Annotated in this window: 11 protein-coding genes; 5 read left to right on the top strand and 6 right to left on the bottom strand. The window is 59.6% G+C overall.

The window, feature by feature from the left end; all coding sequences use genetic code 11:
* Both SMC1_RS00005 and SMC1_RS00010 read left to right on the top strand, forming a co-directional pair.
* On the top strand, positions 1 to 877 hold an 877-nt coding region (locus SMC1_RS00005), incomplete at its 5' end, for an AAA family ATPase (protein ID WP_165849080.1).
* Between the two features lie 31 nt (positions 878 to 908).
* Complete coding sequence (locus SMC1_RS00010; protein ID WP_119084769.1) at positions 909 to 1874, top strand: aldo/keto reductase family protein; 966 nt, start codon at positions 909 to 911, stop codon at positions 1872 to 1874.
* An 81-nt stretch (positions 1875 to 1955) separates the two neighbouring features.
* On the opposite strand, the gene SMC1_RS00015 is transcribed toward SMC1_RS00010, so the two are convergent.
* Genes SMC1_RS00015 through SMC1_RS00040 form a run of 6 tightly spaced genes read right to left on the bottom strand, consistent with a single transcriptional unit; the run spans position 1956 to position 8950 of the window.
* Positions 1956 to 2561: a WG repeat-containing protein gene (locus tag SMC1_RS00015; protein ID WP_119084770.1), complete on the bottom strand. Its 606-nt coding sequence runs from the start codon at positions 2559 to 2561 to the stop codon at positions 1956 to 1958.
* Positions 2562 to 2607: 46 nt separating this feature from the next.
* Positions 2608 to 4035, bottom strand: a complete 1428-nt coding sequence (gene gatB / locus SMC1_RS00020) for an Asp-tRNA(Asn)/Glu-tRNA(Gln) amidotransferase subunit GatB (RefSeq protein ID WP_119084771.1) — start codon at positions 4033 to 4035, stop codon at positions 2608 to 2610.
* Positions 4032 to 5453: an Asp-tRNA(Asn)/Glu-tRNA(Gln) amidotransferase subunit GatA gene (gene gatA, locus SMC1_RS00025; protein ID WP_119084772.1), complete on the bottom strand. Its 1422-nt coding sequence runs from the start codon at positions 5451 to 5453 to the stop codon at positions 4032 to 4034. Before gatA ends, gatB begins: the two co-directional genes overlap by 4 nt.
* A complete protein-coding gene (gene gatC, locus SMC1_RS00030) occupies positions 5446 to 5742 on the bottom strand; it encodes an Asp-tRNA(Asn)/Glu-tRNA(Gln) amidotransferase subunit GatC (protein ID WP_119084773.1) in 297 nt (98 codons plus the stop codon). Before gatC ends, gatA begins: the two co-directional genes overlap by 8 nt.
* A gap of 22 nt (positions 5743 to 5764) precedes the next feature.
* Positions 5765 to 7786, bottom strand: coding sequence for an NAD-dependent DNA ligase LigA (gene ligA / locus SMC1_RS00035; RefSeq protein WP_119084774.1), 2022 nt, complete (start codon positions 7784 to 7786; stop codon positions 5765 to 5767).
* Between the two features lie 12 nt (positions 7787 to 7798).
* Positions 7799 to 8950: a hypothetical protein gene (locus SMC1_RS00040; RefSeq protein WP_119084775.1), complete on the bottom strand. Its 1152-nt coding sequence runs from the start codon at positions 8948 to 8950 to the stop codon at positions 7799 to 7801.
* A 137-nt stretch (positions 8951 to 9087) separates the two neighbouring features.
* Between SMC1_RS00040 and SMC1_RS00045 the strand changes: the two genes are divergently transcribed.
* Genes SMC1_RS00045 through SMC1_RS00055 form a run of 3 tightly spaced genes read left to right on the top strand, consistent with a single transcriptional unit; the run spans position 9088 to position 12890 of the window.
* Complete coding sequence (locus SMC1_RS00045; protein WP_119084776.1) at positions 9088 to 10533, top strand: TldD/PmbA family protein; 1446 nt, start codon at positions 9088 to 9090, stop codon at positions 10531 to 10533.
* The gene (locus tag SMC1_RS00050; protein WP_165849082.1) at positions 10526 to 11869 is read left to right on the top strand and encodes a TldD/PmbA family protein; all 1344 of its coding nucleotides are present in this window, start codon (positions 10526 to 10528) and stop codon (positions 11867 to 11869) included. Before SMC1_RS00045 ends, SMC1_RS00050 begins: the two co-directional genes overlap by 8 nt.
* A gap of 25 nt (positions 11870 to 11894) precedes the next feature.
* Positions 11895 to 12890 carry a 6-phosphofructokinase gene (locus tag SMC1_RS00055; RefSeq protein ID WP_119084778.1) on the top strand — a complete coding sequence of 332 codons (996 nt, stop codon included), beginning with the start codon at positions 11895 to 11897 and terminating at the stop codon, positions 12888 to 12890.
* Positions 12891 to 12961: the final 71 nt, after the last annotated feature.

Raw genomic sequence — 12961 nt, forward strand, 5'->3', positions numbered from 1 at the left:
CATCGACCAGCTGGAACTCGACAAGCGTCACAAGGACGAACAGAGTGCGACCCTGGCGGCGGAGATGGAAGGGGTCAAGGCGAGTCGTACACGCCTCGAGGGCCGTGTACGCGAGCTGGAGGTCCTGCTGGCGGAGGGGAAGGGCAAGCTGGAGCAATTCACGGCGCGCGATGACTTCGCACAACTGACGGAAAGAACTGAACCAGAGGCAAACCTCGAACAGATGCAGAGCGAGATGGACCAGGTGCGCCGCAACATGACGAACCTGGAGCCCGTGAACATGGCTAGTATCAAGGAAAGCGAAGAGCTTGCGGAACGCGTTGCGCATCTCAAAGCGCAGGATGATGATCTCTCTCAGTCGAGAACGAAGCTGCTCGCGCTGATCGACGACCTCGATCGACGCGCGTCGACATTGTTCGAAGAGACGTTTGTCGTCATCGAGAAGGCCTTCCAGGAGAACTTTGTCAAGATGTTCGACGGCGGCGAGGCAAGACTGGTGCGCCAGGAGAACGGGGAACTCATGGGGATCGACATCGACGTCGTGCTGCCGGGCAAACGGCGGCAACCTCTTGAGCTGCTTTCAGGCGGCGAGAAAGTCCTGACGGCCGCGGCTCTGCAGTTTGCTCTCTTCAAGGCGCGCCCCAGTCTGTTCTATCTTCTCGACGAGGTGGACAATTCGCTCGACGAAAACAACGTTCATCGTTTTGCGCGGTTGCTTCGGGAGCAGGAGGGTTCACAGTTCCTGGTCGTGACCCACAACCGTGAGACCATGCTGGCAGCGGATGTCCTGTACGGTGTGACGATGCAAGAGACTGGCGTGTCCAAGGTCGTCTCGCTTCGGCTCGACGGCGACAAGGAGCTTGCTAGCCAGTCCTGAGACATCACTGTCAAATTGAAAGGAGGATAGGATGAACTACCGAAGGATTGGCCGTTATGGCGTTAAAGTGAGCGAAATGGCTTTGGGTAGTTGGCTTACCTATGGCGGTTCCTACGGACAGGAACAGGCGGATGCATGCGTAAAGAAGGCCTACGATCTGGGGATAAACTACTTCGATACCGCTGATGCCTATGGCGTCGGACAGACACATCCCGGTGCGGCAGAAGAAGTCCTGGCTAAATCTCTGGAGGATTTCTCCAGGTCTTCATACGTGCTTGCTACAAAGACCTTCTGGCCCGTGGGTGATGGTCCCAATGACAGAGGACTTTCCAGAAAGCACATTATGGAACAGTGCAATGCCAGTTTGAAGCGTCTCAACACTGATTACATCGATATCTTCTACTGTCACAGATACGACCCTGAGACACCTGTTGATGAGGTTATGCGGGCGTTAGACGACCTGATACACCAAGGTAAGATTTTGTACGCAGGGGTCAGTGAGTGGAGTGCGACGCAGATACTTGATGCTCAGAGCACGGCCAGGCAGCTGAATCTCAACCCTATTGCCATCAATCAACCGGCGTATAATATGCTGAACAGGTATATAGAAAAAGAAGTAATGTCGATGTGCACCAGGGAAGGATTGGGAATTGCCGTATTTAGTCCGCTGGCCGAGGGGGTTTTGACAGGAAAGTACAAGAAGGGCCAGGAACTACCCAAAGGAAGCAGGGCAGCAGATCCCAAAGTCGGGCACTTTGTAGAGCACTACTTGACCGAAGAAAGCCTCGACAAGGTTGAGAGGATCTCAAAGATAGCATTGGAGAACAATGTCACAACGGCACAACTGGCTTTGGCCTGGATCCTTCATCACAAAGAGATCAGCAGTGTCATCATCGGTGCGTCAAGACCGGAGCAGGTCGAAGAAAATGTCAGGGCTGTCGACGTTGCCCTGGATGAGCCAACCATGAGGACCATCAATGAGGTTTTGACCAGCTGAGCCATCAGGTCATGAACGCGTAGTGACTACGCAGGAAGCGGGGGATCCCTCCTCACAAGGGGGGATCCCCCGCTCGTTCTGTCAGTTTTCCCAGTACTGTGTGCCTTTAGTATCGATGTAGCCAACCATTGTCGGTCTGTCCCCTCCGCCCACCATACTTCCCTTCCCAATGAGGAGAATGGGCGCGAGACCATGGTCAAAATCGGTTACTTCATAATCGTTCGCATCATGAATGGCCGGTACGGCAATTTTTCCGTCAGTAGCAATGAAGCCTTCTTTTCCATTGATTACTACCCTTGCAAAGCCCTCATTGAAATTGCCTGCGCTGTCATAAGCCAGCTGTATTACCGTGGTTCCGGTTCTATCAACAAAACCGAATTTACCGTCAAGATGAACCAGCGAGAGGCCTTCAAGAAAAGGGCCCATCTGCTCATAAGCCACGGGTATGACCATCTCCCCCTTGCTGTCGATGCAGCCGAACTTGCCATTTGTCACAACAATTGCGATTCCATCGGTAAAAGGCTCTGCGCGGTCATACATAGTCGGTATTGCAATTCTCTTCTGTGAATCACAGAATCCCCACTTGTCACCTTTCCTGAAAGGAATGAGCGTTGTGACTTCCCCTTCCTTGCCCGTACGTGTCCTGATCACTTGATACACGACAAGAGACGTGGCCAGCAGAACCACGATGAGGACAACCGGCAGGACGATCCTGACCTGGGTCTGCGTTCCTTCATTTCAACAGCCGCCGCAGCGTATCCCCCGCCAACTTCGGGTTCGCCTTGCCCTTGCTCTTCTTCATGAGCTGGCCGACGAGAAAAGCGAGTACTGCCTCCTTGCCGTTCCTGAACTGGTCAACCTGGGTTGTGTTCTCCGCTATCACCTCGCGTGCAAATCCTTCGAGTGCGGAGGTGTCGGAGACCTGTTCGAGGCCAAGGCTTCTGACCGCCTCCATGGGCGTTGTCCCCGTGTCCACGAGAAGGGGCAGGACGTCTTTTGAGGCCGTGTTGCTGATCGCATTGTCTTCGACCATCGTCAGGAGGCCGGCGAGTGCCACGGGCGTCAGCTGCGTCTCCGTCAGCGTCTTGCCGCGTTCGTTCAGGAGCCTGGCTACCTCGGTCCCCATGTAGCTGGCTACCTTCTTCGGGTTGTCATAGAGTGCAATGGTCTGCTGGAAGAACTCTGCCGTGGAGCGTTCCTCGGTCAGCAGGGCCGCATCATATGGCGAGAGGCCGAGGTCCCGTTCGAAGCGTGACTGTACCTCCCAGGGCAGTTCGGGCATCTGTGTCCGCACGGATTCCAGCTCTGTCGGATCCAGCTGCAGCAGGGGCAGGTCCGGTTCCGGAAAGTAGCGGTAATCGTTGCTGGCTTCCTTGCTGCGCATGGAGGTCGTTGTTCCCTGCACTTCGTCGAAGTGCCTCGTCTCTGTCATGATGGGAGTACAGTCGGTAAGGCACTGTGCCTGGCGCTGCTCTTCGTAGTCGATGGCCCGCTTGACGCTGCGGAAGCTGTTGAGGTTCTTGATCTCCACCTTTGTACCTCGCTTCGCAGGGTCCGGGCTGACGGAGACATTCACGTCACACCGCATGGCACCCTTCTCCATGTCGCCTGACGATACGCCCAGCCATCGAACAAGCCGCCTCAGGTTGCGCAGGAACTCGTACGCTTCATCGCCGCTTTGCATGTCTGGTTCAGTAACAATCTCGATCAGTGGCATGCCACAGCGGTTGAAGTCGACCAGCGTCTCACCCCCGAGCGTGATGTCGGCGGCATGCATCGACTTGCCGGCGTCTTCCTCAATATGGGCGCGTGTCAACCGGACGCTGCGGGCGCCTCGTTCGGTGACGATGGGAAGCGATCCCCCTGTCGCGATCGGGCGGTCGAACTGGGTGATCTGGTAGGACTTGGGAAGATCCGGGTAGAAGTAGTTCTTGCGTGAGAACTCGGAGACCTCGTGGACAGTGCACCCCAGTGCCGTGGCGATCCTGGTGGCCAAGCGCACGGCTTGGGCGTTCAACGTGGGCAGGGCGCCCGGCAGTCCCAGGCAGACGGGGCAGACATGGGTGTTGGGCTCGTCCCCGAACGCCGTGCTGCAGCCACAGAACATCTTGGTCTGTGTGGCCAGCTGAACGTGAATTTCCAGGCCGATCGTCGTGGTCATGACTCACCTCCAAGCGCCGTGAAGAAGACGTTCGCGGAGGAGAGGAGTTCAGCATCGCTCCAGCGGGGGCCCATGAGCTGCAGTCCGATAGGAAGACCGGCGGCGTCCTTTCCGGCGGGAAACGAAATGGCAGGGACCCCGGCCAGGTTCGCGGGGATCGTGAACACATCCGCCTTGTACATTTCAAGCGCGTCGGTCACGGCTCCAAGCCTGAACGCTGTCGTCGGGGTGGTCGGTGTCAGCAGTACGTCGGCGGACTGCAGCGCGGCGTCCAGTTCGTCGGTGATGAGCTGGCGGACACTGCTTGCCTTCTTGTAGTAGGCGTCATAGTACCCGGCCGAGAGCACGAATGCGCCGATGAGGATGCGCCGCTTCACCTCGGTGCCGAATCCGGCATTGCGGGTCCTGCTGTATGTTTCCGTCATGTCCCGTCCGTCGACGTGCAGGCCATAGCGGACGCCGTCGAACCGTCCGAGGTTCGCGGAGCACTCGGCAGGCGCGATGATGTAGTAAGCGGGCAGTGCGGACAGAATGTGCGGCACCCTGACGTCGACAATCGATGCACCGCTTTTCACGGCTGCTTTACGGGCCGTCTCCATGGCTGCTGCGATTTCCGGCTGGACATCCAGCCCCTGGAGTTCACGGATGATGCCCACCCGTTTGCCTGCAAGGGTCGGTTGCAGTGCGGCCTCAAAGTCCACGTGGGGCCGCTTGACGCTAGTAGCATCCTTTGGATCATGGGCAGCCATCACGTTCATCATGATGGCTGCGTCCCGGACGCTCCTCGCAATGGGACCGATGCAGTCGAGGCTGGACCCGAAGGCGACCAGGCCGTACCGCGACACAAGCCCGTAGGTCGGCTTGAAACCGACGACCCCGCAGAACGCAGCGGGCTGCCGCACTGAACCGCCGGTGTCGGAGCCGATTGCCCCAAGAGCAAAACCTGCGGCGACCGCAGCCGTCGAACCGCCGCTGGACCCACCGGGAACACGGGTAAGGTCCGTGGGGTTGTGCGTGGGGAAGAAGGCAGAGTTCTCTGTGGAGGAACCCATGGCAAACTCGTCGAGGTTGGTCTTGCCCGGTACGACAGCCCCCGCAGCAAGCAACGATCGCACGGCAGTCGCCGAATAGGGGGCGACGTAGTGTTCAAGAATCCGGGAGCCGCAAGTACAGCGCTCGCCGGCCATCATGATGTTATCCTTGACCGCTATCGGGGCTCCTGCAAGAGGAGACGAGGGATCGGCGGCCTGCGCATCGGACCGGGCGGCGTCGAGGCGCAGGTGCAGAAACGCCTTCACTTGAGGGTCTCCACGTTCGATGAGCTGCCGCGTCTCGTCCAGATACTCTTCCGCCGACAGTTCGTGCGCGCGAACAGCGTGACGATACTGTTTCAGGGTGCGTGGAAGTTCGCTACTCATCCTCGCCTCCCATGACGTTCCGCACGACCACGAATGCGTCACGCATCGCGGGCGCTCCACCGAGCCCTGCTTCTCGGGTCAAGCCCGCGCTTGGCTCATCCGGACGGAGTTCGGTCATGGCGGGGCGCTTACTGACGATGGCTGATGTATCGACGGAGCTCAGCTGCGCGACATACCCGAGGATTCGTTCGAGGTCCCCCAGAAGAGGCCCCTCCTCTTCTGGAGTTATCTCGAGACGCGCGAGTGAAGCCACGTGTTCAAGCGTCTCTTTGTCGATGATCATTGCCATGATACCTCCTATGCCTGTTTTCTCAGGTCCCCTGCCCAACGAGGGAGAGGAACTGCTGTTCGTCAAGGATCTCGATTCCCAGTCGCCGGGCCCTGGCCATCTTGCTCCCCGCGGCGGATCCTGCGACGAGCGTCGTCACCTTCCGGGAAACCGTCTCCGACGTCTCGGCTCCGAGCGTACGTACCAGTTCCTGTGCTTTGCTGCGGGCCATGGTGGATAGCTCGCCGGTGAAGACGAAGACCTTGCCGCTGAGGGGACCGTGCGCCCCGGGGGCCGTGGCGGCGACCATGTGAACTCCTGCCTTCCGGAGGCGCTCGACGAGCGTGCGGTTGTGCTCTTCCTGGAAGAAGGCCGTGATGTTCTCGGCCGTTTTCTCTCCGATGCCGTAGACATGGGTCAGGGATTCAGGCGTGGCCGATGCAAGAATCTCCATGGAGCCGAAGGCCTGGGCCAGATCGCGGGCGCCTACCTCACCGACCTGAGGAACGCCCATGGCATACAGCACACGGGCAAGACCCTTTCCCTTGCTCTCTTCGAGATGAACCAGCAGCTTGCGGGCTACGAGAGATCCCATGCGCTCCAGTCGAAGAAGCTGCTCTTCCGTCAGGTCGTAGAGGTCGGCGACATCGTGTGCCAGTCCCAGCGTGACGAGCTGGTCGACCACGGCTTCTCCTATGCCCTGGATATCCATGGCGTCCTTCGAGCACCAATGCAGCAGCCTTTCCCGCACCTGCGCGGGACACGAGGCGTTCACACACTTGGTGGCGGCTTCATCTTCGATACGCACCAGCTGCGAGCCGCACACTGGGCATACGGCCGGCATGATGAAGGGGCGCTCGATACCGGTGCGGGCGGAAAGCACTGGTCCCAGAATCTCGGGGATGACCGAGCCTGCCTTGCGCACGATGACGGTGTCTCCGATAAGGATGCCAAGACGCTTGATCTCGTCGTCGTTGTGCAGGGTCGCCCTTGAGACGACCGACCCATCGATCTCTACGGGAGTGAGTACTGCGACCGGCGTTGCGACACCCGTTCGACCGATAGAGACGATGATATTCTCGAGGTGTGTTTCCTTTTCTTCAGGAGGGAACTTCCAGGCGGAGGCCCATCGTGGTTCCTTGACCGTCTGGCCCAGCGCACGCTGCAGCGATATCTCGTTCACCTTGAACACGATACCGTCGGCAGCAAACGGCAGCGAACTGCGGGCAGCTGAAATCTCCCGGGTGGCTGCCCACATCTCGGCGGGTGTCCGCACCAGGCGCACAAACGGCGATACACGGAATCCGACGCCGGCAATCCAGTCCAGCAAGCTCTTCTGAGTGGGAAGAACAAGATCTTCCGATGTCTCCCCCAGCGCATAGGCCACCAGATGCAGTGGGCGCGAAGCGGTGATGTGCGGGTCCAGCTGACGCAGCGATCCAGCCGCCGCATTGCGTGGATTGGCAAACACGGGGTCGCCTGAGGCAGCTCGCGCGGCATTCAGTGCCTCGAAGTCACGCCTGAACATGACCATTTCGCCACGAATCTCGACCAATGCTGGAATACGACTCCCTACGCTGGCCAGGTTCATGGGGATGGAACGCACCGTCCGGACGTTGGCGGTGACGTCTTCGCCCGTTGCGCCGTCGCCGCGTGTGGAGCCTTCTACCAGGAGACCCTTCTCGTACCGAAGCGAGATGGCAAGCCCATCCATCTTGATCTCCGTCAGATACTCGACGGGGTCATCCCGTCCAAGTGCCCGCCGGACGCGGGCGTCGAAGAGGACGACGTCTTCTTCGGAGAACATGTTGCTGAGGCTGAGCATCGGAACGCGATGCCGGACGGTCGTGAATCCCCCGAGAGGGGCTCCGCCCACGCGTTGTGTCGGTGAGTCCGGCGTCACCAGATCCACAAACTCGTCCTCCAGACTCTTGAGCTCGCGCATCAGGGCGTCGAAGGCTGCGTCTGCTATCCTCGGGCTGTCCAGGACATAGTACTCGTAGTTGTGAAGTTCGATCTCTGTCTTGAGCTGCCGTATGCGTTCGCGCGCTGTGTCGCGGTCCACGGATCCCTCCCGTCAGGGTGCTAGAATGGAGAAACCGCTGCCGAGAGCAAGGGCGGAGCGCATCCCCGGCAGCTGGAAAACTCGTACCTCGTCGCTCTCAGCCGTACTCCACTGGCGCACAAGTGCGCGTGCTTTCATGTCGTAGATACCAAGGAAATAGACCGCAGTCTGAGAAGTGGTCTGCTCCTGGAACAGGAGTGCGCATTCTCCATCGGACATCGAAGCGTCGATTGTATTGAAGTTGAGTTTTGAGGCTGACAGCAGCAGCTTTCCGTCCTTGTCGAAGATCTCTGCAGTGCGTCCAAAGGTCAGAAAGTCGTTGCCTAGCGCGCGAAGGCCGGGATTGTCGGAAGTGGCCACAATCTGGGCTATCCTTTTTCCCGTCTGGTCGAACAGATAGCGGGGCAGGGGACCGGGGGCGCCCGAGACGCTGCGGCCGTAGCCGGCCAGGATGCGTGTGCCGCTGTCGTCGACAACCGTGACGAGTCCTGCCAGTTTCTGGTCTGGGTTGGGGACTGTGAACTTTGCGATGACCTTTCCTTGCGGCGAGACGGTGTAGATGGTGCCGCTTTCCAGCGTTACCACGAGCATGCCGCTGTGCGCAAGGCTGATCTGCGACCCACGGCCGAAATCGGGTACGGTGTAGCCATCCTGGTACTTGCCGGCAAGGTCGTACGTGACGAACTGCCGAGATTGGTTCGCCAGGAACGAGTAGACGACGGCAACCCCTCCGGTGACGGTGAATACGGCTTGCTCGACCACGCTGGGAGCTGTCGTTGTTCGCGACCATTTCTGGCGAAGGGCATCGTCCAGCAGTGTCAGCCGCTGTCCCGATACCAAAAGGTACTTGCCCGATGTACTCAGTGTCAATGACGTGGGGTTATCCCCCAGTTCCACGCCTTCGCTCTGGCTCGTCCATCCGCGCAACGCAAACACCTGGCCGGCCGCCGTCAGGGCATATCCCTGGTCCTGTGTGCCTACGATCCCAATTGGATAATCACTGGTCTTGAACTGCGAGACCACGTGCAGCGCCGTCTCTTTTCCACGAAGCGCCCACAAGGTCATGGCACCCAAGGTTGCCGCCACAATGACAAAGGCGGCCAGCCAGCGCTGATAGTCGAGGGTCATGTGCCGCAGGCCATGCGACTGAACGGTTTTCTTCATCTCATCACCGTGACAATTCTAGCCTGAACGTCAGGTTTGGCAAAGAAGAGGTTGGTGGGCCCAACGGCATGTGGCTTCTGGCGTTGCTTTTGGCGGATGCTCCAATATACTGACATTGTCGACCAGGGAGGTGACCAGTGGACAAGTTCACGGAGCGGGTCATTGCGGGCGCGAAGCGCCTCGGCGCAAGCTACTGCGATTGCCGTCTCATTGACATGGAACGAGAGGACGTGTCGGTTGTCGGAGGAGCACCCCGCGCCGTCGTGCATGCTCACCAGCGTGGATTTGGGGTCCGCGTCATTGCGAACGGGGCATGGGGATTTTCATCATCGTCCGTCGTGGCCGACGCCGAGGCCGACCATATCGTCGAAGAGGTGGTGGCCATCGCGCACGCGAGTGCGCTGGCAAAGAAGAAGGATGTTGTGCTGGCCACAGTTGCTCCCAGTCAAGACATGATACCGCACCAGGCGGACGTGGATCCCTTCACGATCCCTGATTCTGAGAAAATCGGACTACTCGCCGAAGCCACCAGAGCGATGATGTTACCGGGAGTCGTCCTGGCACGAGGTCAGATGCAGTTTCTGAAGGAGCGCAAGATCTTCGCGTCCTCCGATGGCTCATACATCGTCCAGGACCGGGTCGAGAGCGGGGCCGGCGTCAGCGCCATGGCTGCCAGTGACAAGGGTGACGTTCAGATCCGCAGCTACCCCATGTCCTCCTCCGGCGACAACGCTCAGTCGGGCTGGGAGTTCGTGGAAGCCATGAAGCTCCTGGAACATGCGGAGTCGACCGCCAGGGAAGCACTGGCACTCCTGGCTGCCAAGCCTTGTCCGTCGGGAGTCAAGGACCTGGTCGTTGGTGGACAGCAACTCGCGTTGCAGCTCCACGAGTCATGTGGCCACCCCTCCGAGCTGGACCGGGTCATGGGCATGGAGGCGTCGTTCGCTGGGACATCATTTCTGACGCCCGACAAGAAAGGCAGCTTCCGCTATGGGTCCGATATTGTCAATGTGACCGCTGATCCCACGATTCCGCACGCCCTGGGCGGACTCGCGTATGACGACGAGGGGGTGAGGGGCCGCAAAGTGTACCTGGTACGGGGCGGCATCTTCGAGCACTACCTCAACTCTCGTGCATCAGCTCCCGTCGTCGGCGAGGAGCCCATGGGGGCGATGAGGGCCGACGGCTTCGCACGCTGTCCTATTGTCCGTATGGTGAGCATCAACCTCGAGCCGGGCGACCTGACCTTCGAGCAGTTGATCGGCGGCGTGGAGGACGGACTCTACGTGGAGGGCATCAAGAGCTGGTCCATCGATGATCGACGCCTGAACTTCCAGTTCGGCAGTGAGGTCGGCTGGGAGATCAGGGGAGGGAAACTGCAGGACATGGTCAAGAACCCGACATACACCGGCATCACGTATGAGTTCTGGAGGTCATGTGACGGCATCGGAGGCCCTGATCTGTACCACGTGTGGGGTGTCGACAATTGCGGCAAAGGAGAGCCGATGCAGGTGGCACATGTGTCGCATGGCACATCGCCTGCCCGGTTCCGCCACGTTCAGGTGGGGGTGTTTCATGAGTAAGGAACAGCTTCACGGCCTCATGCACGACGCACTGAGGGTGTCGGACGCAGATCAGATAGAGATCGTGACCATGACCTCCAACAGCGCTCTCACGTGGTATGCCGAGAACATCATCCATCAGAACGTGGCCGAGCATACGGCGCAGGTTCAAGTGCGCGCCGTCGTCGGGAAGAAGGTCGGAAGTGCGTCGACGACCGACTGCTCTCCCGAGGGTCTGGTGCTCATTGTTCGGCAGGCATCGCAGGCTGCCCGGCTCATACCTGACGATCCCGGGTTTCCAGGTCTTCCGTCTCCTCAACCGATAACTGCAGGACGCGTTGATGGATGGGTCGCGGCGACCGCCGCCTCCCAGCCCGGAGAACGCGTTCTTGCGGTGAAGAAGGTCATCGAGCGCGCAGAGCACGAGGGCCTGCGGGCGGCTGGGACCTATCAGGTGCAGAGCTCTGAACTGGCAGTTGTGAGTTCGATGGGCGTAGCAGCCTATCACCAGTATACGGTCGCGGCGCTGAAAGCCGTCGTCATGGGCGATGACAGTTCCGGATATGGTCTGATGTCGTCGGCTGACGTTGCGGACATTGATCCGGAAGCCGTAGGCGAGCAAGCTGTGCGCACGGCGGTGGAGACACGGCATCCCGCTGAGGTCGGACCCGGAGCCTTTGAGGTTGTTCTGAGCCCGTTTGCCGTCGAGGAGCTCATGGGCATGCTGGCCTATCTTGCCCTGTCTGCTCGCAGTGTCGAGCAGCACACATGTTTCCTCGAGGGGCACGAGGGTGAGCAGATCGCCTCCCCTATCGTCAGTCTGTACGACGACGGGCTGGATCCTGCAGGAATGCCCGTTCCCTTCGATTTCGAGGGAATGCCGAAGCGTCGCGTCAATTTCCTGACTCAGGGCAAGGGAGGGAACGTCGTGTACGATTCCTACTACGCTGCCAAGATGGGTCGCGCGACGACAGGACACTCGCTTCAGCAGCCAAACGACATCGGCCCTTATCCGCTCAACATCTTCATGGGTGCGGGTGACAGCAGTGAGGCCGACATGGTTTCCCACGTCGAACGAGGCATCTACGTGACCCGTTTCTGGTACGGCAATCCTGTCGAGCCGCGCCGCGCCGTCGTCACCGGGACGACGCGAGACGGCACGTACTTCATCGAAAACGGCCGCAAGACGCATGGGGTTCGAAACCTGCGGTTCACGCAGGGGCTCGTCGACATGCTTGCGCACACTGTCGAAATCAGTCGGAACCGCGCGGTCCTGGCTTCATCATTCGGAATCGGCGCCATGGTGCTCCCCAGTATCCGGGCCGAGGGGTTCCAGTTCACCGGTGTGACCCGGTAACAGAAAGGGAAAGGGAGGAACACAGATGAGACGTATCGCAGTCATGACGGCAGGGGCGGACGCACCAGGTATGAACGCAGCCATTCGCTCCGTTGCAAGGCGTTCATTTGAGCTCGGATACGATGTCCTGATGGTACGGGACGGGTTCGAAGGACTCGTGCGTGGCGAGATCGAGATCATGAACAAGAAGACAGTCTCCGGTATCCTTCCTCTGGGTGGAAGCATCCTCGGCAGTTCTCGCGTGTCGCCCGAGTTTGCGGTCCAGAACCTGGCGAAGATACGCGACGTCCTGGAAAGCAACAGCATCACGACCAGCATCATCATCGGCGACCGCAGTGCCGTCGGTGTGGCGGCAGTATTTGACGCAAACAGCATTCCGTGTGTCGTCGTGCCCAATAGCATCGACAATGAGATCTTTGGCACCGACTTCAGCATAGGATTCGACAGCGCGATTACGACCATCAGCGATGCGCTGGACAAGCTCCATTCGACGGCGTCGGCGCATCACCGGGTCATGATCGTGGAGGTCATGGGCCGTCAGTCTGGCTGGCTGGCGCTGTACGGCGGCCTCGCAGGGGGAGCCGATTTCATAGCCATCCCCGAGCAGCCTGTACCCATAGAGACGCTGGCAACACACCTCAAGCAGCGGAAGGAAGAGGGGAAGGATTTCTCCATCGTCGTCGTCGCCGAGGGATACCCGGTAGCCACACATGAACTGACTGTTGCGGGCAGGCCCGTGGCGGGATACGGATTGGCGGAAGCATTGGCCAGCACAACCAACCTGTCCATACGTGTCACGGTGTTGGGCTATCTCCAGCGGGGCGGCTCACCCACGGTCTTTGACAGGTTGCTGGCCACCCGACTGGGCCTTGCGGCCGTGAACGCGGTGCGCGAAGGCAAGTCTGGCATCCTTGTGGGCGAGGTTGGGCAGCGCATCGCCTTCACCGACCTCAGGGAAGCGACGACTCAGCCACATGTCATCCCGGCCGATATTGTCCTTCAAGCCAAGACCTTCTACTAAATCCTGGCCGACCAACCACACTGCCGCTTGACAGCAAACGCCCCGGCCATCAGACCGAGGCGTTCTTTGTT

This window comes from Candidatus Cryosericum septentrionale, assembly GCF_003570995.1.
In the GTDB taxonomy this organism is placed as follows: Bacteria; Caldisericota; Caldisericia; order Cryosericales; family Cryosericaceae; genus Cryosericum; species Cryosericum septentrionale.